The organism is Aeromonas sp. 601039 (assembly GCF_049174415.1).
Taxonomy (GTDB): domain Bacteria; phylum Pseudomonadota; class Gammaproteobacteria; order Enterobacterales; family Aeromonadaceae; genus Aeromonas; species Aeromonas veronii_A.
The window spans coordinates 223128-247837 of sequence record NZ_JAAKTL010000002.1 but is presented as its reverse complement, the minus strand read 5'-3'; the positions used below and the strand labels follow the sequence as shown (position 1 = coordinate 247837).

The following is a 24710-nucleotide window of genomic DNA, read 5'->3' as shown; positions in this document are numbered from 1 at the left end:
GGCTCACGCCCTGATGGGCAAACGGAGGGGGATGGTAATGGAAACGTTTGTCTTGTGCAAATTGTGCGGCAGGTCGCACCCCGACAGCGCTGCAGAGCTGTCGGGGTGGCTAATCATCGGTCAGGTGAGCCAGTGATAGATGGCAAAAAGGAGGGGCGCGACGGCAGCGGTGAGGATACCGCACACCACCATGGCGAGCGAGGCAAAGGCGCCTTGGGTGATCCCCTTCTCGGCGGAGGTGGCGGTGCCGATGGCGTGGGCACAGGCCCCCATGGCGAGCCCTTGTGCTTCCGGGTCGGTCACTTTGAACAGTTTGAGCAGCGGGTAGCCGATCAGGGCACCGACAATCCCCACCACCACCACCACTGCGGCGGCGATAGCGGGAATGCCGCCGATGGACTGGCTGACGCTCATGGCGAGCGGGGTGGTGATGGATTTGGTCGCCAATGAGGCGAGCAGCGCCGGATCTGTGCCCATAAAATGACCGATCAGCAGGGTTGTGCACACCGAGATCAAGACGGAGGCTAGGGTACAGATTAGGATGGGCTTGAGCTTGGCCTGGATCTGGCGCGCCTGTTGATAGAGTGGCAGCGCCAGTGCCACTACTGCGGGTTCCAGCAGCATGGTAATGGGGCTGCTGCCGCGCTCGTACTGCTCAAGGGGCAGATCGAGCCAGAGCAGCAGGCCAATGATCACCGCGGTCGGCACCAGCACCGGATTGATGATGGGCCAGGGCAGGCGTCGATAGAGGGCGCGGGTGGCGAAATAGAGCGCGAGCGTTAAGGGAATTGCGAGCCAGAAGATCATTTGTTCATCCTCTGGTAGAGCCGACCGACGGTGGCGAGGATCAGCACGATCCCGAGCACGATGCAGAGCATGATGACGCCGAAGGATTGGCGCAGGGGCTCAAGCCAGGCCACCAGTCCGACCGCAACCGGCACGAACAGCACGCCCATGTGGCGCAGCAGCAAGCCTGCCCCCAGCTCGACCCAGTGCAGCTTGATCAGTTGCAGGGAGAGCAGCACAAACAGCAGCAGCATGCCGATGATGCTGCCGGGAAAGGCGAACGGCAGGATGGCTGCCACGGATTTGCCTGCCAGCAGGCAGGCGACGATGACCATAAAGTCACGAAAGTACAGCAAGGCGCGTTGCGCGATCACGTGAACCTCATCGACTGTGATGAAAAATCGCAGTTTACCAGAGAGGCCGGGTCGCGGCATTAAAACAATAACAACTGAAATCAGTTCATTTGAAGCTGATTTGTATGCAGATTATCTGTTGAACATCGTCTGATAGAACCCTTTTTCGAACTACAAGGAGTAGTGATGACATCCCTCTTGTCCCGAGTTCGCCAGCTGGCGAACGATACTGCGTTGCCACCCCAGCTGTTGCAAACCCGTCAGTGGGAAGGGCCCCTGTGCCGGGGGCGACTCGACAACACCGGTTCTGATGCCACCCCGGTCGAGCGCTGGGTGCTGTTTGACGGCAAGCTTGGCCTGCCGGTGGAGAGCGCCATTTATGGCGAAGGATTCCAGATGCTGGCCCAGACCATGGGGTGCTGGCAATCACCGCAACATGTCGGCCGTTGTCCCGATGCCAGCGTTTATCGCATCACTGATGACAATGACTATCACACCATTCACAACCTGTTGCTGGTGGAGCATGGCAAGGGGTGGCTGCTGCTCGCCTTTGCCAGCTGCCACCGTTTTGGCGGGGAGTTTCGCCTCTACCCCGATGGTCGCTTGCAGATCCTGATGAACTGCGAAGGGCGAAAACTTGCGGCCGGTGAGCATTGGCAGAGTGAGGCGCTGATCTGCCTCGAAGGGCCGGAGCGCGAAGATCTGCTGGCTGAGTTGGCACGGCTGATCGAGGCCGAGCATGGCTCGCTGATCGGCAAGGTGAGTGATCGCCCGAGCGGTTGGTGCTCCTGGTATCACTACTACGCCGAGGTAAGTGCTGCCGATATTCGCGAAAATCTGCAGGTGCGTGCCGAGCGTTTCCCAGCCCTGCGTTACGTGCAGATCGATGACGGCTATCAGGCCAAGATGGGCGACTGGCTCACCCCGTCGGCCAAGTTCGAGCAGGGGGTGGCATCACTGGCTGAGGAGATCAAACAGGCTGGCTGCGAGCCTGCCCTCTGGGTCGCTCCTTTTATTGCAGAGCCCGGTTCGCAGGTGTTTCAGGATCACCCCGACTGGTTTGTGAAGGGGGATGACGGCTTGCCGCTGCCCTCAGAGCGGGTTACCTATGGTGGTTGGCGCTGTACCCCCTGGTATGTGCTGGATGGTACCCACCCCGAGGTGCAGGCGCACCTTGAGCAGGTGTTCCGCACCCTGCGCGAACAGTGGGGTATCCACTACTTCAAACTCGATGCCAACTTCTGGGGCGCCATCCACGGTGGCCGTTTCCACGATCCGGCTGCCACCCGGGTTGAAGCCTATCGGCGCGGTATGGCCGCCATCCTGCGTGGTGCAGGTGAAGGCGCTTTCCTGCTCGGTTGCAATGCCCCCATTTGGCCAAGCCTTGGGTTGGTGCACGGCATGCGGGTGAGCGATGACGTGGAACGCAACGGCCACCGCTATCGCCAGATCGCTCGCGAAGCCTTCTGCCGCGCCTGGCAGAACGACAAGCTCTGGGCCCTCGACCCCGACTGCATCTGCCTGCGGGATCTACCGAGCCAGCAGGCAAGCAAGGCGGATTACAGCTTCCATCTGGCAGCGCTGGTGGCGAGCGGCGGCATGATGCTGGCTGGTGATCGACTGCAAGATCTCGATGAGGAGCAGGCGGCGCAACTGCATAAGCTGCTTGCGCTCTGCGCAGCCCGAGCACCCTCTGCCCGTTTCGAGTCGATGGACTTTGCCTGCGGTGAAGTGAGCCTTCCCGAGGGCGGCACTCTGCTCTGTCTGTTCAACTGGGAGGGGCAACCACAGGAGTTTCTGCTGCCAGAAGGGGGAACTGATTTTTGGCATGGGCAGGCAGTCGGTACGGCCATGACCCTGCAAGAGGGCGAAGGGCGGGTGATCCGCTACGCCTGATCACAACCTCACCATAAACAATTCAGGCTCCATCACGGAGCCTGAATTGTTTCAATCAGCAGTTATCAGTCACGTTTTTCAGTAACGCCACTCAAAACCAACGGCGTATTTGGCAGAGCCATAGCCCGGGATATCACTGCCGGAAGCGATCGCCTTGAGGGTTAGCAACGGGGTGATGGGCACCCCCAGACCAAAACCGATGGCCAGCTGATCATTGGGGTTCCCCATCAGATCGACCCGCATCACCCGATAAAGGGACATATCCTCGCTCAGGTGCATATAGGCTTGCGAAGCGCGGTTATAGACCTGACCAAACACCTCCAGCTGGAAACCTGACTGGGCGCTGATGGCCAGCGGTACCCCGACAAACTTGTAGAGATGGGAGCCGTTGAAGTAGCTGTTGGTGATCAGGGGAGTGAAATCAGTCTGCTGATAAAGGGTATTGAAGTTCTGTTCTACGATGCGATAGGTCTGCTCGGGCAGGCGAGCAAGATAATCCGGCACATCGAACCGGTATGCGGCGTTGGCTGCCAGCGGCAGCAGGGCCAGTAATCCGAGCAGTGCGTGGTGACGAGGCATCAGCAAATGGCTTCCGTTCGGCCAAAGAGATCTCTTGCTTGTGAGACATCCGCTCAGGATGTTGCAAGATATTGGTTTTTGGGGAAATCCCCTTCGTCATTATGACCTGAAGAAGGGGATGAGCGGGGAGGATTTATTGTGAAACTACTCACAACTCATAAATCTTCCAGATAGTGATAGAGACTCTTTAGAATCGCGAAGTTCCGTTCGTTACTCTGGTTCTGCTCGGCCAGCGCCTCGAGACGGGGCACATAGTCCGGCAGACGGCGGCTGAAGTAGTCGCTGCAGTGCAGGCGCCAGCGTTTCTGCTCTGCTTCGCTCAAGGTGTGTGGCCAGTTGCGGGCGCGGTAGCGGAACAGCATCTCCGGCAGCCGCGCGTCGGTAAAGGCAAATTCCCGCTCACCCAGCAGATCCGCGGGGGTGGCACGCACCAGATCCATGGTGGACTTGTCGCCATGGCCAAAGAATCCGGCGTAGAGCTGGGTATCGGGGTCGCTCTCATTACTGCCGGCGAACTCCTGATTGAACACTTCCACCAGTTTTTCCCGTACCTCGGGGTGGGCGCGCAGCAGATCCAGGCTCTTGCGGCACTGCTCCCGATTGATGCCGAGCTCGTCGGCCCGTTCCGCGGTCAGGGTGGCGGCCGGCGCCAGTACCGGGCACTTGTTGATGTGCACCAGCTTCACCGGAATGCCCGCCAGATCCCCCAGCTCCTCTTTCTTGGTATAGAGGCGCTCGCGGATCTCCTCGCTGGTGAGTTCAATGAGCGGGGTGGGGTCACGGGTCAGATCCACCATGATCACCGCGTTCTGGTTGGTGGGGTGCCAGGCAAGTGGCGAGACCCAGCTTGCACAACCCTGCCAGGGGGAGAACATGCCGGAGACGTGCACCAGCGGCTTCATGGTCACCACGTCAATCAGCGCCTTCACCTTGTTTTTGTTACGCAGATCAAAGAGATAACCAAACAGCTTGGGTTGGGCTTTTTTCACCAGCTTGGCTATCTCGATGGTGGCCAGCACGTCCGAGAGTGCATCGTGAGCATTGGCGTGGGCGACGCCGTTGGCGACCGTCAGCTTCTCCAGCCGGAAACTCGGCTTGCCCTCATCGTCAAAGGCCCACTCGATCCCCTCCGGGCGCAGGGCATAGCAGGCTCGCAGCATGTCGAGAATATCCCAGCGGGAGTTGCCGTTCTGCCAGCTGTAGGCATAGGGGTCATAGAAGTTGCGATAGAGGGTATAACGAGTCACTTCATCATCGAAGCGGATGCTGTTGTAGCCAAGCACACAGGTATTCGGCGTGGCGAGCTGCTCGTGGATCTGGCGAATGAAATCCGCCTCGCACAGCCCATCCTTCATCGCCTTTTGCGGCGTGATACCGGTAATCAGGCACGCCTCCGGATCCGGCAGATAGTCCGCCGGCGGCTTGCAGTAGATGACCAGCGGCTCGCCAATGATGTTGAAATCTGCATCAGTACGGATACCGGCAAATTGCGATGGCCTGTCCTTGGCGGGGCTGATGCCGAAGGTCTCGTAGTCGTGGAAGTAGTAAGTGGGCTGGGTGGTCTGCTTCGCTGATGTGCTCATGTGTTCTTGTGTGTTCGCGCTTCTGATTGATTTTTCAGGGTTTAGTGCCGTTCTGGTGAGGTGAAAATTCCGAAGACACTTTCATCGTTCACCCAAACCTGACGTTGTTCAATGGCCTGCTGGTACATTATCTGGTACAAAATACCCCATGAGAGTGGTACAAAATTTTAATGGGGTAGCAATGGCGTTATCAGATAGCTGGCTTCGAGGGGTGAATGGTAAACCATATGCTGGCCCGAGCGAAGTGAGCGACGGTGATGGGTTGAGTGTCCGGGTCTCACCGAAGGGGTAGTTGCGTTCCAAGTTCGGCATGTGGTCGACGGGAAGCGGGTTCGGACCTCTCTTGGTCGGTACCCGATTCTGACCTTGCGAGAGGCCCGGATAAAGGCCGATAAGCTCAAAAGCGGTGTTGCGCGGATCAGTGCCTCGGGCGACGAGCCTACGCCTGCAGCCTTGTTTGATGAGTGGTTCGAGAAGTACGTGATGCGGGAGTGCCGAGAAGGCACCCAGAAATACTATCTCTATACCTTCTCGTCAGTGAAGAACCGCTTGCCTGACCGGCCAATCAACCAGATCACCATGGACATGTGGTTGAGCTATTTCGATACCATAAGTGAGCGGGCACCAGGGGTAACCCGGGCTGTGATCACGGCATTGAAGGCGTGCTTCAACTGGCAGGCTCGCCGCGGCACGATCTACATGCCCAACATGATGAGTCTGCGGGCCAGGGATGTTGGCGCTCCCGCTAAGACCGGTCACCGGGTGTTGACGGTGCCAGAGGTTGCGAAGATCTGGCGGGCCATCGAGGCCAGTCGGACTGGCACCGGCAACAAGGTGATTCATCTGCTCTGCCTGGTCTATGGGTGCAGGCTTTCCGAGGCCAGAACGCTCAGGCGTCAGGACCTGGATTACGAGTCTATGGTCTGGACCGTGCCGGCGGAGATCAGCAAGACCGGCAGGCCTATCCGCCGCCCCATCACATCGGTGGGCAAGCAATTGTTCGAACGAGCCGCCATGGCTTCGGTGGACCCGGTCTATCTGTTCCCCGGTCAGGGGGAGGGGAATGGTCCGCTAGAGATCCACTCATGTAATCGGTTGGTGAGCCGCTTGCGCAGCAGCCTGGGGATCCCCCATTGGCGGATTCATGATGCTCGTCGAACGCTGTCGACCAGGCTATCGGAATTGGGGGTGTCGCCCCATATCACCGAAGTGATGCTGGGGCACACCCTGACTGGCGTGATGGCTGTTTACAACAAACATGACTGGCTTGAGGATCAAGCGGCTGCCTATGAGCGCTGGTGGACAGTGATCCAGCGGGAGCTAGGCGTTGCCACTGATCCGGTTGTGGCTGTCAATCCAGGCCATGATGTGTGACTTTATCCAGCGCAGTGGCTGGTGGTCGATGGGTTTGGGAAAGGTGGTATCCCTCATGCGCAAGTGTGTACAGATCTAGTTATCACCTGACACCGGCCTCAAGCCGGTGTCTTGTTTACGCTACTTTAGAGCGCACTTCCTTCGGTATCAATTTCAGACCCTTCTTGAACATGCTGTAGGGCGTCAGTCCCTCCATCATCCTGCCCTGATGCGGCCGCTGGGTGTTGTAGTGCGCTAGGTAGCTACCCAGGTCTGTCTGCATCTGCTCTATCGACTCATACCAGGTCGTCCTCCCCTTGATACGGAAGTGTTCATCCAGCAGTGTGCGATGCAGCCGTTCGATAAAGCCGTTGCTCTGCGGCCTGCGTACCTTGGTTGTCCGGTGCTCAATCCCCTCCAGTTGCAGGAACAGCTCGTAGGGATGATGGTCTGGGCGCCCACAGAACTCGCGCCCGTTATCCGACAGAATGGTATAGACCCGTGCCTCGTGGGCCTCGGAAAACGGCAGTACCGTTTCATTGAGCACATAGACCGAGGTCACCGGCAGCTTGCTGATGTAGAGCCGTCCCCAGGCGTGGCGGCTGTAGCAGTCCAGCACGGTTTGCAGATACACCTGCCACCCCCTTGGATCGCGCCGACGAAGAAGGTGTCGACAGCCACCAGTTCTCCGGTGTAGTGGACCTCAATCTGACGTTCTCGAAACTCTGGGCTGAGACGCTCGAACAGGCGAATTTACTCGTCATTGAGCTCAATGGTCAGCTCCCGGTGCGTTTTCTCAAGGCGCAGCAAGCGGTCGTGTTTGGAGAGCAAGTCGTGCCGTTGCCACACGCCACGCACACCGCCCGCACTGACGTTGATGCCTTGCAGAGCCAGTTCTTGTGCGACCCGCTGCGGGCCATGAGTTAGTCTGGTGAGGGAGTAATCGAGGATGGCCTGTTCAATCTCGGGCGCAACCCGGTTGGGATGAGCCCCTTTACAGCCGGGCAATTTGTCGAGCAATCCCTCGGCGCCATAGGTCTGGTAATTACGGCGAATTTCGTAGAACTGCTGACGGCTGTAGCCGATGAGCTTGCAGGCTTTGCTGACATTATTGAGCTCTTTGGCAAGCTCTAGCAGGCTGAGTTTACGACGTGCTACTTTCTCGTTGGTGGTAATATGGTGACTCAAGATAACACGGTAGGGGTACCGTTTTGTTATCCGGTTTGAAGCCGTATGACCACTCCCTTTTGTGGGCAACTGTCAGGTGAATACCATTTCCATACAGCATAACCTCTCGCCTGTTTTTCATATCTGAAACCTCTTCAGCCATCCGAAGCACCGCGCGACTGCATTTAGCTGCAATAACGAGCTTTGTTTAACACCAGTGTGCGGAACCTTATGGTGTCGCGACTGCTCGCACATGCTGTGCGATGACCGCTTTTATCCTTCTACGCCGGTTGGGTGTATCCCGGCAATCCCATCGAGCAGCAGGTCTTGTTCGCGTGAAAGAGGCCCGGTTGAGCGGTAGTAGGGATACAAGGGCTCTATAAGCCTCTTTGCACTGCTTTTTGCAAAACCGTGATGAGGTAAACCATGGGATTAATGACTAGATTTATCAGTAGCAAGGAGTAAAACGACACCCTTGCATAATCACAAAAAAGCATGGGACAGGGATCATGAACAGAGCGCAGGAAGCCGGTTCGTGCTCGCTTCAGGTGGATCTCAGACAGGTCGTTTATGCCTTGTCTGCGTCACTGGATCTGGTAGGAATTGGCGATGTGGCCCATGGTAAACGGGTCGGGATCATGGCGGCCGAGTGTGGTCGGGTATTGGGGCTGGATACAGCTGAATGTTGTTTGTTGTTTGAGCTCGGCGTGCTGCACGATATTGGTGTCTCCTCGACCATCACCCATCACCATCTGGTTAGTGAGTTCGATTGGGAGTCCTCCCAGCGTCACTGCGAGGTAGGATATCAGCTGCTCAAGGATTTCCGCTTGCTGGCCCCGTTGGCACTGCCTATCCGTTATCATCATACCCACTGGCATCTCTTGCGCGAGATGGCCGATGTGGACCCCCGGGTTGCTCGTCAGGCCAACCTTATCTTTCTGGTGGATCGTTGCGATGCGCTGGCTGCCCCATTCTATGGCGATGGCTCATTGTTAATGCATACACACGAGATCCGTGCACGCCTGCAGGATTGCCGTGACGAGTTCTTTGCCACCGATCTGTTGGATGGTTTTCTCCAAGCCTCCCGCTCGGAGGCGTTCTGGTTGCAACTGGAGGCGCGAGCCATCAATGATTACATGCACGAGATGCTGAGGCAGCGGGAGTCCTGCATCACCGATAATGGTGAGCTAAAAGCGTTGGCCAGGATCTTCTCGGGTATCGTTGATGCCAAAAGTCCATTCACTATGACACACTCCCTCGGAGTGAGCCGTCTTTCGCGTGCCCTGGCTGAGCGGCTGGGGGTTAGTAGTGTCCATTGTGACATGCTCGAAATTGCAGGGCTGTTGCATGATCTCGGCAAGTTGAGGGTTCCTGATGAAATATTGGACAAACCTGCCGGCTTGACGCCGGAGGAGCGGGCAATCATCAATACCCACAGTTTCGAAACCTACCAGATCCTGCGTCATATCGAAGGGTTTGAGGAGATAGCCTGCTGGGCGGCCTATCACCATGAGGAGCCTGACGGGGAGGGCTATCCGTTCCATCTGCCGGCATCCGCCATGGCGCTCGAAGCGCGCATCCTGCGGGTAGCCGATATTTTCCAGGCCATGGTGCAGGACAGACCTTATCGACGTGGGCTGCCTGCTCGTGATGCTCTGGCCTTTATGCAACAACTGGCGGCTCAGGGTCGGGTAGATCCTGTCGTGGTGGCGACGTTAGCGGATCATCTGCCACAGATGATGGCTGCGGCCATGCCGGCCAATGAAAACAGATATGCAATCGGTTGATGGGGGAGGAGAGGCTGACCCATCCGGCAGTGAGCCAGCTATGCTTGGAGCAAGCCGTGCGTGGTGCCGGTACTGACGCGCAAGACGCCAGCCTGATTGGACTATGGATAGGGGAATTGATATGGAATCGCTAAAAGCCAGGGATTATATGCAGAGCAGACCTATTACCTTCACTGCAGACATGATGGTGCAGGCTGCGGTCGAGAAATTTTTGAACAGTCATCAGTTGGGAGGGCCAGTGGTGGATGGGCAGGGACACTTGATCGGCTGGATCTCCGAGCAGGATTGCATTGCAGTGATGCTCAAGGAAGCTTATCACTGTGAGCAGGTCGCTCAGGTCAAGGATGTGATGCGCAAGGAGGTACTGACGGTTGAGCCAGATACCAGCATCCTCACCCTGGCGGAGATGATGATGGGACAGAAACCCAAGATCTATCCGGTGGTGGAGGAGGGCAGGCTGCTCGGGGTAATCAATCGCCATAATGTGATGCAGGCTATCCATGCCCAGTTGACCACCTGTTTTGTACACAATCACGGCTAAGGGCTGACCGGATGCAACATGCAACAGAAGCAGGCCAATGGCCTGCTTCATTGTTTTGGGAGATGGTGCGTTCACCCATCCGTAGCCTGGTATGGAGGCTAATTTGCCTCTCCAGTGTCTCATGTTAAGGCTTGCACCTGCTGTCTGTGCTCTTTAGGATCTCCCCAAGCTATCGATATGGCCCCCTTGTCGGGCACTCTTTTAAGGAATTCGTACCTTGTCTCTCTCTATCGAGGCGCTGCGCCGCCGTCTCTCTGCCTGCATGAACCTCGACGCCCGCCGTCTCTCCAGCCGTCTGCACGGTGCCAAGAAGTTGCCCGAGGGCAAACAGGCTGCGGTACTCGAGACCATTGCCGCCGATCTGGATGCGGCGCAGGCGCGTTACCAGTCCCGTTTGGCGGGCGTACCCAAGGTCACCTATCCGGACAACTTGCCGGTCAGTCAGAAGCAGGTGGAGATCGCCAAAGCCATTGAAGAGCATCAAGTGGTGATCATCGCCGGCGAAACCGGCTCGGGCAAAACCACCCAGATCCCCAAGATCTGTCTGGCGCTGGGGCGCGGGGTGAAGGGCTTCATCGGCCACACCCAGCCGCGTCGTCTGGCGGCCCGCACTGTGGCGGCCCGTATTGCCGAGGAGATGGAGTCCGAACTCGGTCACTACGTGGGTTACAAGGTGCGCTTTACCGATCAGGTTAGCGAGCAGACCCATATCAAGCTGATGACCGACGGTATCCTGCTGGCGGAGATCCAGAACGACCGGATGCTCACCCAGTACGACACCATCATCATCGATGAGGCCCACGAGCGCAGCCTCAATATCGACTTCATCCTGGGCTATCTCAAGCAACTGCTGCCCAAGCGCCCGGATCTCAAGGTGATCATCACCTCGGCCACTATCGACCCGCAACGCTTCTCCCGCCATTTCAACAAGGCGCCGGTGATAGAGGTCTCTGGCCGCACCTATCCGGTAGAGGTGCGCTACCGCCCGCTCACCAGTGATAAAAGTGAAGGGCTGGAAGAGCGCGATGAGCTGCAGGGGATTTTCGATGCGGTGGAAGAGCTGGCTAGAGAAGGTTTAGGAGACATCCTTATCTTCATGAACGGCGAGCGGGAGATCCGCGATACCGCCGATGCCCTGCGCAAGCTCAACCTGCGGGATACCGAGGTGCTGCCGCTCTACGCCCGCCTCTCCAACGCCGAGCAGAACAAGGTGTTCCAGCAACATGCCGGACGGCGCATCGTGCTCGCCACCAACGTTGCGGAGACCTCGCTGACGGTGCCTGGCATTCGTTACGTCATCGATCCGGGCACCGCCCGCATCAGCCGCTACTCCTGGCGCACCAAGGTGCAGCGCCTGCCCATCGAGCCGGTCTCCCAGGCCAGTGCCAACCAGCGTAAAGGTCGTTGCGGCCGGGTGGCGGACGGTATCTGTATCCGCCTCTACTCCGAGGAGGATTTCAACGGCCGTCCCGCTTTTACCGACCCCGAGATCCTGCGCACCAACCTAGCATCGGTCATCCTGCAGATGCTGGCGCTCGGCCTTGGCAATATGGAGGCGTTCCCCTTCGTCGAGCCACCGGAGTCCCGCCATATCAAGGATGGCCTGACTCTCTTGAAAGAGCTGGAGGCGGTGCGCGAGCTGCCCGCCACCGGCGAGCGCGAAGCCAAGTTACAGCTGACCGAGACCGGTCGCCAGCTCTCGCGCATCCCCCTTGATCCGCGTTTGGCGAAGATGGTGATCAGCGCGGCGCAGACCGGCTGCCTGAGCGAGGTGATGGTGATCACCGCGGCCCTCAGCATTCAGGATCCCCGCGAGCGGCCCATGGAGAAGAAGCAGGCCGCCGACGAGCAGCACAGACGCTTTGAGGACAAGGATTCCGACTTCCTTGCCTTCGTCAATCTGTGGAATTACCTGAAAGAGCAGCAGGATACCCTTGGCAGCAATCCGTTCCGCCGCATGTGCCAGAAGGAGTTTCTCTCCTACCTGCGGGTGCGCGAATGGCAGGATATCCATTTCCAGCTGCGTCAGACGGTGAAAGAGCTTGGTTTTAAAGCCAACCATGAACCGGCAGATTTCAAGACGGTGCATTGCGCGCTGTTGACCGGCCTTTTGAGTCATATCGGCAACAAGGATTTGGAAAAGCCCGAGTTCCTCGGTGCTCGCAATGGCCGTTTCCACCTCTTCCCGGCCTCGGGTCTGTTCAAGAAGCCGCCCAAGTGGGTGATGGCCGCAGAATTGGTGGAAACCTCGCGCCTCTACGCCCGTATCAACGCCAAGATTGAGCCCGAGTGGGTGGAGCCGCTGGCGGGCCATCTCATCAAGTTGCACCACAGCGACCCCCACTGGTCGAAGAAAAATGGCGCCGTGATGGCCAAGGAGAAGGTGACCCTCTATGGTCTGACTCTGGTCAATGAGCGCACCATCAACTTCAGCCGCATCGATCCGGCGCTGTGTCGCGAGCTGTTTATCCGCCGCGCGCTGGTGGAGGGAGATTTCGAGACCCGTCACCGTTTCTTCAGCGATAACCGCAAGCTCTTGGCCGAGGTGGAGGCGCTGGAGCACAAATCCCGTCGGCGCGACATCCTGGTGGATGACGAGGACTTGTTCCGCTTCTACGATGCTCGTTTGCCGGAGGAGGTGATCTCCTCCCGCCACTTCGACAAGTGGTGGAAAGAGGCGCAAAAGCGGGATCCCGAACTGCTCAACTTCGAGAAAGAGATGCTGATGAAGGGGGATGCGGCCCACATCAGCGATCTCGACTACCCCAACTTCTGGCAGCAGGGGCGCCTCAAGCTCAAGTTGACCTATCAGTTCGAGCCGGGGGAGGCGGCGGATGGCGTGACCCTGCATATTCCGCTGCCGCTCCTGAATCAGGTGGAGGTGAAGGGATTCGAGTGGTTGATCCCCGGGCTGCGTCACGAGCTGTTGGTGGCTCTCATCAAGTCGATGCCCAAGCCGATGCGCAAGAACTTCGTGCCAGCGCCAAACTACGCCGATGCGCTGCTCGCCAGCATCAACCCCGAGCAGGGGCCGCTCTTGGACGAGATGGAGCGCCAGCTGCGCCGAATGACTGGTGTGACCGTGCCCCGTGAATCCTGGGACTGGGCTGCGGTGCCCGATCACCTGAAACTCACCTTCCGGGTGGTGAACGATAAACACAAGAAGGTGGCGGAAGGCAAAGATCTGGAGGCCTTAAAAGAGTCGCTGCGCGGCAAGGTGCAGGAGACTCTGTCACAAGTGGCGGACGATGATATCGAGCAGTCCGGTCTTACCCTGTGGAGCTTTGGCGAGCTGCCGCAAGAGTACAGCCAGAAGCGGGGCGGGTTCGAGGTGAAGGCCTATCCGGCGTTGGTAGACGAGAAGGATTCGGTCGCCATCCAGCTGGTGGAGAGCCCGGTGGTGCAGCAGCAGCTGATGTGGGCCGGTCAGCGTCGGCTGGTGCTGCTCAACGTGCCATCTCCCATCAAGTACCTGCAGGAGAAACTGCCCAACAAGGCCAAGCTGGGGCTCTATTTCAACCCCTTTGGTAAGGTGGCGGAACTGATTGACGACTGCATCGCCTGCGGCTGCGACAAGCTGATCGAGCAACATGGCGGGTTGGCCTGGGATGAGGCCGGTTTCGAGGCGCTCAAGGAGTATGTTCGCGCCGAGCTCAACGATGCGGTGGTGGAGGTGGCCAAGCAGGTGGAAGCCGTGCTGACGCTCTCCCATGAGATCAAGAAGCGGCTCAAGGGCAAGATGCAGCTCGACACCGCCTTTGCCATGTCAGATATCCAGCAGCAGCTCGGCAACCTTATTCACAAGGGCTTTGTCACCGAGACCGGCTGGCAGCGGCTGCCTGACTTGCTGCGTTACCTGCGGGCCATCGAGCGACGTCTGGAGAAGCTGGCCATCGATTCCAACCGGGATCGGGTCTACATGCTCAAGGTGCACAGTGTGGAGTCGGAGTACAAGGCGCTGCTGGCCAAGATCCCCAAATCCCAGCTGGTGCCCACCGAGGTGGCCAATATCCGCTGGATGATCGAGGAGCTGCGGGTGTCGTTCTTCGCCCAGAATCTGGGCACCCCTTATCCGGTCTCCGATAAACGGGTGCTTAACGCCATCGCTCAGTGCTAAGCTGCTATCTAACTGTTTTAACAGCATGATAGCGCGTGATAAGAAGGGGTTGCCGGTCAGGTAGCCCCTTCAAACCGCAAGTCAGGGAGGCAAGGATGCTGGGGGTCTGGTTGAGTGTGGCGCAGGTGGTGATCAGCGGTTATCAACCCATTGCGGAACAAACCTGGGTGCAGTTGAACCCGGAATATTACCCGCTGGCGCGCACGCCACCAGCGATGTTTGTGGCCTGGCGTGGCAATCAGTTTCCGCCGCTGGCCCAAAAGCAGAAGCATGGTCGCTGGCAGATCCTCTTTCCCGCTCGGCTGGTCCCCCCTTTCGATCTGTTCGAGGGGGAGGCGCAGCTCTCCAAAACCTATCTGGCAAGATTGCGGCGCATCGACGAGATGGCTTACGGGGTCGCCCCCGGCCAGGTCGCTGCAACCGTGCAGCATGGCAGTGTTTCACCTTTTGAGCCATCGCAACTCATAGCGCCCTTTATCGCCGAGTTCAACGTTCCTCGTGCCATGCCGGTTCAGTTGGCGGTCGCCCCCCGCTACGAAGCAGAGCCATTGCTGGCGTTGCTTGGTGCCGCAGTTGGCGAGAGGGGGAGTCGCAGTGATGGTCTGCTGGCGGCCAGCGTGTCATCTGATAGCACCACACTGACACTCTCTGCGCCGGCGGTTGGCGAGGGGCGCTCAGTGTGCCATCGGGTCGCGGCGGGTGAGACGCTGTGGCGCATCGCCAATCAGCTATCCAGCAGGGTGGGGGCAGATACTTACAGCTATCTGCTGGCCTTGGCCGCAGAAAACAGGGCGGGCCTCGGTAACAGTATCCGGGTCAAAACCGGGGAGGGGCTCTACTGTCCTCGCGCCGAGACGCTTGCGCAGTTTGATGCGTTGAGTCCGGCCCAGCGGCAACAGCAATTTGCTCGTCTTGAGCAGGGGCGTTAAAGCGCGGGATGAGCCTTGTATCCGCTATTGGCCCATGGTAGTATTCGCGCTCGTTTTGCGAGGTGCTGACCGGTCGCAGTTTGCACCATACATTCCTTTAAAAGAGATACATACTATGTCTTTCGTATTCCAAGCTGAAGTCCGTTCTGACCTGGGGAAAGGTGCGAGCCGCCGCCTGCGTCAAGCTGACCAAGTTCCTGCCATCGTTTACGGTGCAGGCAAAGAAGCCCAGTCCATCACTGTTGACCACAAGAAATTCATCCTGGCCCAAGAAAAGCCGGAATTCTATGAGTCCGTACTGACTCTGGTTATCAACGGCGAAGAAGTTAACGTGAAAGTGAAAGCTATCCAGCGTCACCCGGTACGTTACAAGCTGGTTCACCTGGACTTCGTTCGCGTTTAATCACGAACCGTCAGGTAGCAGAAAAGCCACTCTCAGGAGTGGCTTTTTGTTATCTGAAGCATGAGAAGGGGATCTCACGGCCCCCTTCTTTAACGACCCAGTTGCTGCAATGCCTGTTGACAGCGCCGCTCCGCGGCATCCAGCTCCAGCAGCACCATCCTGATATCTTCCATCTGCTGCTGCAGCGTCTCCCGCTTTTCGGTAACCAGCCCGAGCATGGTTTGCAGCTGGGTGCGGCTGCTCTTGTCGGCATCATAAAGATCAAACAACTCCCGGATCTCGGCCAGACTGAAACCGAGCCGCTTACCACGCAGGGTCAACTTGAGACGAACCCGATCCTGCTTGCTGTAGATGCGGGTCTGCCCTTCTCTGGCGGGATTGAGTAACCCTTGATCCTCATAGAAACGGATGCTACGCGTCGTAATATCAAATTCCCGAGCCAGTTCACTGATGCTGTAGCTCCGGGCTTCATCCTTGTTTTTGTTCATATAAACTTCTTGGCGAGCTAAATCCTGCTGGCACCTTACCTAAACGTAAACTGCACTGCAACTCTTGTTCCCATGGCATAGAAAACCTATGTTATGACCAAGTAACTAAAAGAGGCGGGCAAATGGATATTGCAATTGTGGCGGCAAAACGTACGCCAATGGGGGCGTTTCAAGGGGCACTGGCAGAGGTGGCGGCCCCGGAGCTGGGGGCCTGTGCCATTGCCGCTGCGTTGGCACAGGGCGGGCTTGTTCCCGAGCAGATCGATGAAGTGTTTATGGGCAATGTGCTCTCGGCAGGTGTGGGACAAGCGCCGGCAAGGCAGGCGATGTTAAAAGCGGGATTGCCAGAGAGTGTGCCTGCTACCACGGTCAACAAGGTGTGTGGCTCCGGCATGAAGGCGGTGATGCTGGCGGCAGATTCCCTTCGTCTGGGCGATAACAAGGTTGTGGTGGCTGGGGGGATGGAGAGCATGAGCAGGGCCCCCTATCTGCTGGATAATGCCCGCAATGGTTTTCGGATGGGCCATCAACAGCTGTTTGATCACCTTTTCCTCGACGGATTGCAGGATGCCTATGATGGCCAGTTGATGGGAATACACGCCCAGCGCAGCGCCGATCATGCCAGTTTGACCCGCATTGCCATGGATGAGTTTGCCCTTGCGTCGTTGCAGCGTGCCCGCGCTGCGCAGCAAGCCGGCGCGTTTGCATCCGAGCTGGCAAGTGTCTATCGCGGTGATCGCTTGTTGCTGGCCGAAGACGAACAACCGGGCAAAGGGAGGCCGGAGAAGATCCCGACCCTGAAGCCTGCATTTGGTAAAGATGGCACCATTACGGCGGCCAATTCGAGCTCCATCTCGGACGGCGCGGCGGCGCTGATATTGATGGATGGTGCCACTGCGCAAGCTTGGCAGGTACCTGTATTGGCGCGGATCGTCGGTTATCAGAGCCATGCGGCATTGCCGGCCGAGTTCACTTCCGCTCCCGTTGGCGCAATATCCAGACTGCTGGCTCGTCTCGACTGGTCAGTGGATGAGGTTGACCTGTTCGAAGTCAACGAAGCCTTTGCCATGGTCACCATGCTGGCCATGAGCGGGTGCGGGATCCCCCATCACAAGGTGAATGTTCATGGTGGCGCCTGCGCATTGGGTCACCCGCTTGGCGCGAGTGGAGCACGTATTCTGGTGACGCTGATCTCGGCATTGAGGTTGCGGAGAGAGAGACGAGGCATTGCGTCTCTTTGTATCGGTGGCGGAGAGGCGACCGCTATTGCGGTAGAGATCCCTTAATCGCCGGTATCCATCGCTTGCAGTTGCTCGTTCACCCAGGTCGTTGCCGCGAGATAAAGGTGGCTTACCTTATCTTCATTCAACCCCAGGCGGGCTGTTCGGGCCGTGACTTTGGGCCAGTTGGCATTCTCGTAGTCTTCACAAAATGCGAGATAGAAACCGAGAGTGCCTTTGCGCTCGAGCAGCGCCAGCCGGATATCCTCGATCAGGGGGATAGTCCCCAGCAGCTTGTCCATCGGCTGCTCCATAAGCACATCCAGTAGCGAAAAGAGACCGGTGATAAACGCTTGCTGAGCCTGTAGGGTCGGCGCATGGGTATGCGCCAGCAACTCGCAGAAACGGGCACGGATCATCGACATCTGGTAGAGCTCGGCACTTTTCCCCTTGCCTGCACTGGTCGCAGCCACCAGTGAAACAAAACGCTTTAGCTGGGTATTGCCCAAGTATATCGCAGCCTGGCGAAACGAGGAGATGGGGTTGGCATGGCCTTTGAGATGATTGACATAGCGCAGCAACTTGAGTGACAGAGAGATATCCTGGCTGAGCAGTTGCTCGATCTTGTTGATATCGGGTTCTGTCTCGTTGACCACATTGAGCAACTGCATGACCACGACCTGGGCGGGCTCCATAGTGGCTTGTTTGACCATCTCGGGGCGGCTGAAGAAAAAGCCCTGAAACAGCTGGATCCCCAGCTTTTTGGCTCGTTCGAACTCAGCCTTGTCCTCAACTTTTTCTGCCAGATAGGTGAGTCCCAGCGCCTGATGGCGCTTGATGAACACCCTGATCTGCAACAGGGGCGTGTCACGCAGATCAAACTTGATGATGTGGATAAACGGGAGGAAGCGCTCCCAATCCGGCGACATGGTGAAGTCATCGAGTGCCAGCTGATAGCCCAGTTTGTGCAACTGCTTCACCTTTTCCAGCAGGGCATCATCCGGAGGGGCATCCTCCAGAATTTCGATCACCACCTTTTCGGGTGGCAGGCACTCGGCCAGTCCTTCCAGTAACAGTGAGTGGGGGAAATTGATAAAGCAGGGGCGGCCACCCAACAGCTGATCGATATTCTGTTGCAGAAACTGCTCGACCACCAACCGGGAGGTGGCTTGTTGTGAGGAGATGCTCGGGAAGACATTATTCAGGCTATCGCGAAAGAGCAGCTCATAGGCATGGGTATTGAGGTCTCTGTCGAGGATCGGCTGTCTGGCTACGTAGGAATACATGCCTTGCTCCAGTATGGGTACTGGGTTGATTTTATGGTGTTGCAGAACACTATGCCAGTTTTGACCCTGTTCGGTAAGGCAATAATTGGCATAGTGTTTTTCTGCAGGGAGGGAACTTAGAAGAGATAACTCATTTGGGCGCCAGCCAGCCAGGCATCTCCCTCGGAGGTGCCCTGGAAGGTGGAGGTGCTCTGCGGGTTGCCCGGTTGCAACTCCATTTTTTCAGTAACATCAACCTTCTTGCCATCGATCAGGGTTAACCCCAGATCCATGGTCAGGTTGGGGGTGAACTGATAACCCATCCCCAGGCTGTACCAGATCCGGTCGGCATCAGGAATGGAGATAGTACGGCGATCCGCTGGTACCGGGCTCGCATCGTAAGCAACTCCCGAGCGCAGCTGCCACTGGGGAGTCAGTTGATAGGTCATCCCGATCGCATAGCGCCAGCTATCTTCCCAGTGTTCATCCTTGATATGCATGTTGGGCAGTGTATCCAGATCGGCTTCCAGCTGGACAAATTTGCTCCAGTTGGTCCAGTTCAGGCTGCCATGGATCGCCAGTTTTTCGGTCAGCTGGTGAAATGCAGCAAGCTCTGCCGTTGCGGGTAGCGGAAGATCCAGAGAACCTGTGTCTTTTAGCTCCTTGCCGTTGGGCAGGCCAAGAATGGCATCACCCGAGAGTGTCAAATTGACATCGTGGCGGTATGAGAGCCCAATCCGGGTTTGCTCCGACAACTCCAGCAAGGTGCCGACATTCCAGCCCCATGCCCAGCCATCCCCTTGCAGATGTTTTGCTATCAGATTGCGAGAGGGGAAGGTGCCACCGACTTCGCCCTCGCCCTGAATAGCAGAGATCCCTGCGCCAATTGACCACATCTCATTGATGCGATAGGCAAGAGAGGTTCCCAAATCCATGGTCTTGATATCGGAAACATTGCCAAAGTGGCCGGCACTGTAGTTATCCGGCATCTTGATGCCAAGACCATAGTAAGAGGTGGCCGAGAAGCCGAGGCGCCACTGCTCATTCAGCGGGATGATGAGATAGGCGTTGGGCACCCAGGCCGAGGCCGCGATATCGTGTGCACTCGCATCGGAGGTGACGATGCCGGCTTGCGTCGGCAAACGTGTGTGGCCTTCGATATTGACGTCAGGGCTAACATAGATAGCTCCGCCAGACAGCGCCATCTGATCGAAACGGGTCATGGCTGCGGCATTGCGGGAGAGTACGCTGGCGTTATCCGCAATGGCGGCTTCACCGGCAAAAGCGCGTCCCAGGCCCGTGGCGGATTGTTCAGCCAGCTGGAACCCGGCGGCATGGGTTTGACCCGCGATCACCAGCAGGGCGATGGCGGACGGTTTGATGATGGAATGCATGGGAAAATCCTTGCTGTTACCCGAGGTTTCAATAGGTCATATGGATGGAGGCAGGATTTTATATGGTATGACCAGTAAGGCAACGCTCATGGTGGTTATCCGGAGAAAACAAGATTTAATGCTGGGATGATGTAGTCTAATAGCTTGATTGAAAAAGAAAAATAAACACGTGTGTGCTACAGCTGTGCGCTGAAACTGTTTTTTCGGATAAAAAAAGAGCGCCTGTCGGCGCTCTTTTCGGTGGCGTTCTAATCAGAACTTCATATTGAACTGGGCAGAGGCCAGGAAGGCATTGCCGTGGGAGGAGCCTTTCCAACGCAGAGGGTCTGAGTGGTTACGCAGACCTTCGTTGACATCAACCTCTTTACCGTCCAGATAGGCCATACCAAAGTCAATGCTCATATCAGTATTGATATGGTAGGTCGCGCCAGCGCTATACCAGACACGGTCAGAATCCGGGATGCTCAGGCTGCGGTATTCGGGCTCGATTGGGCTGTTGTCATAAGCAAAGCCAATACGCGCTTCCCAAGCCGGGTTGATATACCAGGTACCGCCGATTGAGTAACGAGTAGAGTCTTTAAACTTCTCATCCTTTTGCAGACATACGCCGCCAGCGCATTGGCCGCTGGTTGCTTTCAGCTCCTGGAAGGCACTCCAGTCAGTCCAGTTGACAGAGTAGTGAACGGCGAATTGCTGATTCAAACGGTGATAACCGGCAAACTCGGCCTGAGCAGGGAGATCCAGTTTCAGATTGCCATCAACAGTGCGGTTCCCTGAAGTGAGCCCCTGGAAGTCACCATCAAAGCTCATATCGACCTGTGAACGGTAGGTCAGAGCAAAGCGATGGTTCTCATTGACTTCGTACAGAGTGCCAACGTTCCAGCCAAAGCCCCAGGTATCGCCTTTCAGGTGAGCCAAGCGAGTATCTGTTGCCAGCGGGCCACCCTGGCTCGGTGGGTTCAGCGGACCCAGCAGACCAGCATAGCGGTTGAGTTCGGCAGCACCGTAAACGGCGTTGATACCGGCACCCACACTGAAGTGCTCATTGATGCGATAGGCGATGTTCGGGTTGATATTGAGAGTCATCAGTTCAGTATCACCGGCACCGGCACCAGCCGGGAAGGTTTTGGAGTACTCGGTAGATAGCCCGTAATTTGAGAAGAGGCCGATACCCCAAGCCCACTGGTCATTCAGCGGCTGAATAAAATAAGCGGCAGGAACGAATGCTGACGGAGCAATACCTGATTCGCTGGCAGGAACTGTACCCAGAGGCGTAGCAACGCTGCCATTCACATCGACATCCGGCTTGATGTAGGTGCCGGAGACAGAAACCGCCATCTTGTCGAAGGTGGTCATGGCAGCCGGGTTACGGGCCAGCACGGAGGCGTTGTCGGCGATAGCCGCTTCACCGGCATAGGCGCGACCCAGACCGGAGGCCGAGTGCTCGTTCAACTGGAATGCCGCGGCATGGACTTGACCGGTGGCCAGCGCGATGGTGGCGGCAATCAGGCTCTTCTTGAAAATAGTTGTCGTCATGGTGTTCTCTCTTGTAGGCAGATTTTTTTGCCGATATTGGCTGCACGTTCAATGCAAACCTCGACAAAATCCGTTTTTATTTCAGCTTCTTCCCAATCAATTCTGGCGTGATTCTATGGATCTGGTAGGAGGTAAGAAATCAGACCAGTGACAGCAGAATACATAAAAGTGATCGATGTGTTAATCATTTGTTTTAACTTGCTGTTTAATTCATCATTTTCAGGGTCTAAAGGCGGAATATTGACCTGGATTGCCGATCTCCGTCACAAAAATAATTTTGTCAATTTTTCGAAATCTTGAGGCAAATGAGTGACAAAGGGGAGTAAACAGGGAGGGAACAGGCAGCGTCTCGTGACCGCCGCCTGCTATTGAGGATGGCTCTGAGGTTGTTAACCAGCGATGTTAAATGTCCCACTGCAGACGTGACTGCAGGGCGTTGGCAACAGGGGCAAGTGGCTCTTTCATCTCGCCAATCAGTACCATATTGGCGCCTTTGAGCTGGACTATCTCCCCTTTGAGGGTGCCATCATCAAAGGTGTCCTGTTGCAGGGTTAATGGCACATGTTTGGGCACTAAAAAGAGAGTGACTGGCCCCATCTTTCCCTGGATCACCATGTGCAAGGCCGGTCCCTGATAAAACGAGCAGTGATTGACATAGGTCACCTTAAGCCCATCCATCCCGCTTAAGGTGGCGCCATACTTCTCCATCTTGGCATTGATGCTATGCAGATTGACCTGCTCATCGACACCTTCAATAAAGGGTTCTTCACCATAGACATGAGCCATCGCCACCTGTGCGAGGGAGAGGGCCGCAGGAGCCGTTTCTGGCCGCGTGATCCAGCGGGTGCTCATTCCCAGCAGGAAGGCGACCGATGCAGCCAGGGCGATCTGGCGCCAGGATGTCGATGTCCGGATCTTGACCGGTGCCGTGCCAAGGGGGCGGGATGGCGGCATATCATCTGGCGCGTCACTGTCTTGCAGCATGGCTTGCCTGAGCAGGATCCGCTCGGCCAGTCCGGCGGGAACCTCAACCTGCATGGCGTGCTTGAGAGTTCTGTCGAACTGCTTCATCTCGTCGAGGTAGTGCCGATTGGCCTGGCTTGCGTCAGCGGCTTTGAGAAAATCCGGCAGTTTATCGTTGGGCTGGATCATGGCGTTGCGGCGAAATTCGAGTTCATCCATGTCCGTGTCCTCTTGCTTGGTTCTTCTGCTCCATCGCCTCCTTGATCTGGTTGCGGGCGCGAAACAGTCGGGTCATGACGGTGTTCTTATTGAGGCCGAGCATCTCGGCAATCTCCTCACCACTGAATCCTCCCACGACTTGCAGCAGCAGTGGCTCCTGGTACTCCTCGGGCAACCGGGCGATGTGACGGTGCAACCACTCGTTCTCCATCTCCTGTTCGCTGTGCAGCGCATCGTGCTGGGGCTGAGGGTGATCGTCGAGATCCACCAGCTCCAGCTGTTTGCGTTCAAAGCGGCGGGCGTTCTCCCGTCTGAGGATGGTGATCAGCCACCTTTTGGCCGCCTTATCATCCTGCAGGGTGTCGATAGCCTTCCAGGCACGCAGGAAGGTCTCTTGCACCAGATCTTCCGCCACGTTGGGATCCCGGGTCAGCCAGTAGGCATACCGATAGAGATCGCCATGCAGCGCATGAACCAGTGCTTCAAATTTGGTTTGTTTGTCAGCCATGGGATCAGAGACCGGCGAAGTGGCCGGATCATTTCCACCAATATGCTGCTGAGCACGTTTTTTTCTAAAAAACAGCAGTGCCATAGGGCAATCCTTGTCAGGGGGCGTGGCGGCGGGAGCGGGAACTCCCGTGCGCCAGCAGGTAAATCAGGTACGCAATACCGGCCGTTTCATCAGCCCTGAGGGTTCGCGCCAGAGCGCGCCACTCGATGGGCGGGCCAGAAGAGGGCCGTGCAAAACAGGCTCGCTCGAGTGCGGCGAGCGCGTTGCCGAGCCGATTATGCCCAGCGTCGGGCAACTGGCCTAATTGATAATAGGAGACCTGCCAGCGCAAGGTCGCCCATCGGATCAGTGCCTTGCGACTGGCATCCGGCTGGTGTTGGGCAAGGGCACGTTGCAGTTGATAGAAGGCGCGCCAGCGTGGCACGTTGCGCCATAGTGCACGCAGCGTTATGGCCAGCACGACCCACCAAAGGCTCTCTCGCAGTGCCACCTGCGATGTCTGCTGATCAGGTTGCCGATTTGTCGTTGCCTGAAACGTCAGCGTGATGGCAGGCAGGCTGGCCTGCTCAATCCGGCCGCTTTGGGTATTAAACCAGGGCAGATCAATGGGGGGGAGCTGATAGTCGCCGCTTTGCTCCGCAACCAGAGTCTGGCGCCACTGTCGCTCAAACAGCAGCTTGCCATCACGGTAACGCTCCTGCTGTTGCTCGCCATCGGGATGTGCCTGTATGCCGCCTGGCAGTTGATGGGCCATCAGGGGGGCAAGCTGTATCTGGGCACTGTCACCATTTTCCATGGTCAGGGTGAGGATCCGGATCAGCGGTTCACCCACTTCCCCCTTGGTGGCTGGTTCAAACCGTTGACTCAGGGTCAGCCGGGTGGCCACCGGCGTGGCGGGGGCCTTGTCGACCCTCACCTCTAGCGGTGCCGCGCGGGCCGAGAGTTTTTGCGGCTTGCTCCCTTGCTGCGTGAGCTGCCCCTGCAAGCGGGGCGAGTCGAGGAGCCATAGCCCAGGCGCTTTTGCCTGAACGAGCCAGCTGCGGGTGAGCCGGCCGGGTAGACCAGCCTGAGATGGGGCGATCCTCTCGTCGCTACCGAGGCGACGGATGGTAAAGTGGGCAGAGCTGAGCTCGCTCAGCGCCGGGTTTTGCATGCTGGTGGGCAGCCAAAGAGTCAGGCGATAGATCACCGGCTGGCCGGGATAGAGCGGGCCCTGATGATCAAGGCTGGCCTGCATCTCGAGGGGCGAGGGTGCCTCGGGCTGTGGCAGCGCGGCTGTTTTCGCCTCGCTCAATGGTAGGGTGAGCGAGGGGGTGAACTCATTTCCCAGCTTGAGCGGGGCAATCACCACCTCGGAATTTTGAGGTGAACCGCTCTGGTGCAGCGGGATCTGCCAGCGAGTCAGTTGTTGTACCGGGGTGGTGACCCGGCTCATGGTCACTCTGCCTACTGCAAACTGGCGCAGTAAGGGGGTGATCTCCAGTTCGCTGCTCTGGCGCTCGCCATCCGCTTCGATGATCAGCAGCCAATCGCTGGGATCGGCCCCCGGCAGCAGCTCTGCACGGGGGGGTAAGGCCCAGCAAAGTGGACTCGCGAGTGCGAGCAATAACCCCCATCCTG

The 24710-nt window shown here is 57.4% G+C and carries 19 protein-coding genes and 2 pseudogenes; 8 read left to right on the top strand and 13 right to left on the bottom strand.

The features are described from left to right. Positions 1 to 120 precede the first annotated feature (120 nt). On the bottom strand, positions 121 to 807 hold the full coding sequence (locus tag G5195_RS02965) for an LrgB family protein (RefSeq protein WP_104014718.1): 687 nt from the start codon (positions 805 to 807) through the stop codon (positions 121 to 123). Beyond that, complete coding sequence (locus G5195_RS02960; protein WP_005333279.1) at positions 804 to 1160, bottom strand: CidA/LrgA family protein; 357 nt, start codon at positions 1158 to 1160, stop codon at positions 804 to 806. The genes G5195_RS02965 and G5195_RS02960 overlap by 4 nt, the downstream gene beginning before the upstream one ends. Before the next feature lie 165 nt (positions 1161 to 1325). Between G5195_RS02960 and G5195_RS02955 the strand changes: the two genes are divergently transcribed. Further along, complete coding sequence (locus tag G5195_RS02955; RefSeq protein WP_421235803.1) at positions 1326 to 3035, top strand: glycoside hydrolase family 36 protein; 1710 nt, start codon at positions 1326 to 1328, stop codon at positions 3033 to 3035. Positions 3036 to 3113: 78 nt separating this feature from the next. Here the strand turns inward: G5195_RS02955 and G5195_RS02950 are convergent, their stop codons facing one another. Then, entirely contained in the window at positions 3114 to 3614 is a 501-nt protein-coding gene (locus G5195_RS02950) for a hypothetical protein (protein WP_005360277.1), read from the bottom strand. A 155-nt stretch (positions 3615 to 3769) separates the two neighbouring features. Beyond that, a complete protein-coding gene (gene sbcB / locus G5195_RS02945; RefSeq protein ID WP_421223393.1) occupies positions 3770 to 5197 on the bottom strand; it encodes an exodeoxyribonuclease I in 1428 nt (475 codons plus the stop codon). Between the two features lie 312 nt (positions 5198 to 5509). Between sbcB and G5195_RS02940 the strand changes: the two genes are divergently transcribed. Beyond that, positions 5510 to 6571: a tyrosine-type recombinase/integrase gene (locus G5195_RS02940; protein ID WP_421235802.1), complete on the top strand. Its 1062-nt coding sequence runs from the start codon at positions 5510 to 5512 to the stop codon at positions 6569 to 6571. Between the two features lie 115 nt (positions 6572 to 6686). Here G5195_RS02940 and G5195_RS02935 read toward each other — a convergent pair. Then, positions 6687 to 7726, bottom strand: a pseudogene (locus G5195_RS02935) (IS481 family transposase). A 135-nt stretch (positions 7727 to 7861) separates the two neighbouring features. Beyond that, a pseudogene (locus tag G5195_RS02930) lies at positions 7862 to 8006 on the bottom strand (IS5/IS1182 family transposase); the annotation flags it as partial. Positions 8007 to 8226: 220 nt separating this feature from the next. Between G5195_RS02930 and G5195_RS02925 the strand changes: the two are divergent. The 5 genes from G5195_RS02925 to rplY all read left to right on the top strand — a co-directional run bounded on the left by G5195_RS02925 (position 8227) and on the right by rplY (position 15494). Next, positions 8227 to 9504 carry an HD domain-containing phosphohydrolase gene (locus G5195_RS02925; RefSeq protein WP_421208466.1) on the top strand — a complete coding sequence of 426 codons (1278 nt, stop codon included), beginning with the start codon at positions 8227 to 8229 and terminating at the stop codon, positions 9502 to 9504. Between the two features lie 121 nt (positions 9505 to 9625). Then, positions 9626 to 10045, top strand: a complete 420-nt coding sequence (locus G5195_RS02920) for a CBS domain-containing protein (RefSeq protein ID WP_227342797.1) — start codon at positions 9626 to 9628, stop codon at positions 10043 to 10045. A gap of 217 nt (positions 10046 to 10262) precedes the next feature. Further along, positions 10263 to 14162: an ATP-dependent RNA helicase HrpA gene (gene hrpA, locus G5195_RS02915; RefSeq protein WP_421235801.1), complete on the top strand. Its 3900-nt coding sequence runs from the start codon at positions 10263 to 10265 to the stop codon at positions 14160 to 14162. A gap of 95 nt (positions 14163 to 14257) precedes the next feature. Beyond that, positions 14258 to 15091: a hypothetical protein gene (locus tag G5195_RS02910; RefSeq protein ID WP_421223400.1), complete on the top strand. Its 834-nt coding sequence runs from the start codon at positions 14258 to 14260 to the stop codon at positions 15089 to 15091. Between the two features lie 115 nt (positions 15092 to 15206). Next, complete coding sequence (gene rplY, locus G5195_RS02905; RefSeq protein WP_005345280.1) at positions 15207 to 15494, top strand: 50S ribosomal protein L25; 288 nt, start codon at positions 15207 to 15209, stop codon at positions 15492 to 15494. An 89-nt stretch (positions 15495 to 15583) separates the two neighbouring features. On the opposite strand, the gene G5195_RS02900 is transcribed toward rplY, so the two are convergent. Then, entirely contained in the window at positions 15584 to 15982 is a 399-nt protein-coding gene (locus G5195_RS02900) for a MerR family transcriptional regulator (protein WP_216953528.1), read from the bottom strand. 122 nt (positions 15983 to 16104) lie between these two features. Here G5195_RS02900 and G5195_RS02895 point away from each other — a divergent pair, with 122 nt between their 5' ends. Beyond that, positions 16105 to 17268 (top strand): acetyl-CoA C-acyltransferase, encoded by a 1164-nt coding sequence (locus G5195_RS02895; protein ID WP_421223402.1) that lies wholly within the window; start codon positions 16105 to 16107, stop codon positions 17266 to 17268. Here G5195_RS02895 and G5195_RS02890 read toward each other — a convergent pair. The 6 genes from G5195_RS02890 to G5195_RS02865 form a co-directional block, all read right to left on the bottom strand. Then, a complete protein-coding gene (locus tag G5195_RS02890) occupies positions 17265 to 18488 on the bottom strand; it encodes an EAL and HDOD domain-containing protein (protein WP_216953530.1) in 1224 nt (407 codons plus the stop codon). The genes G5195_RS02895 and G5195_RS02890 overlap by 4 nt on opposite strands. A 116-nt stretch (positions 18489 to 18604) precedes the next feature. Continuing rightward, positions 18605 to 19861: an OmpP1/FadL family transporter gene (locus G5195_RS02885; protein WP_227342804.1), complete on the bottom strand. Its 1257-nt coding sequence runs from the start codon at positions 19859 to 19861 to the stop codon at positions 18605 to 18607. A 252-nt stretch (positions 19862 to 20113) separates the two neighbouring features. Further along, entirely contained in the window at positions 20114 to 21397 is a 1284-nt protein-coding gene (locus tag G5195_RS02880) for an outer membrane protein transport protein (RefSeq protein WP_227342806.1), read from the bottom strand. A gap of 402 nt (positions 21398 to 21799) precedes the next feature. Further along, positions 21800 to 22579 carry a DUF3379 domain-containing protein gene (locus tag G5195_RS02875; protein ID WP_421223404.1) on the bottom strand — a complete coding sequence of 260 codons (780 nt, stop codon included), beginning with the start codon at positions 22577 to 22579 and terminating at the stop codon, positions 21800 to 21802. After that, positions 22572 to 23171, bottom strand: a complete 600-nt coding sequence (locus tag G5195_RS02870; protein WP_421223406.1) for a sigma-70 family RNA polymerase sigma factor — start codon at positions 23169 to 23171, stop codon at positions 22572 to 22574. The genes G5195_RS02875 and G5195_RS02870 overlap by 8 nt, the downstream gene beginning before the upstream one ends. Positions 23172 to 23184: 13 nt before the next feature. Further along, positions 23185 to 24696: a hypothetical protein gene (locus G5195_RS02865; RefSeq protein ID WP_421223408.1), complete on the bottom strand. Its 1512-nt coding sequence runs from the start codon at positions 24694 to 24696 to the stop codon at positions 23185 to 23187. Positions 24697 to 24710: the final 14 nt, after the last annotated feature.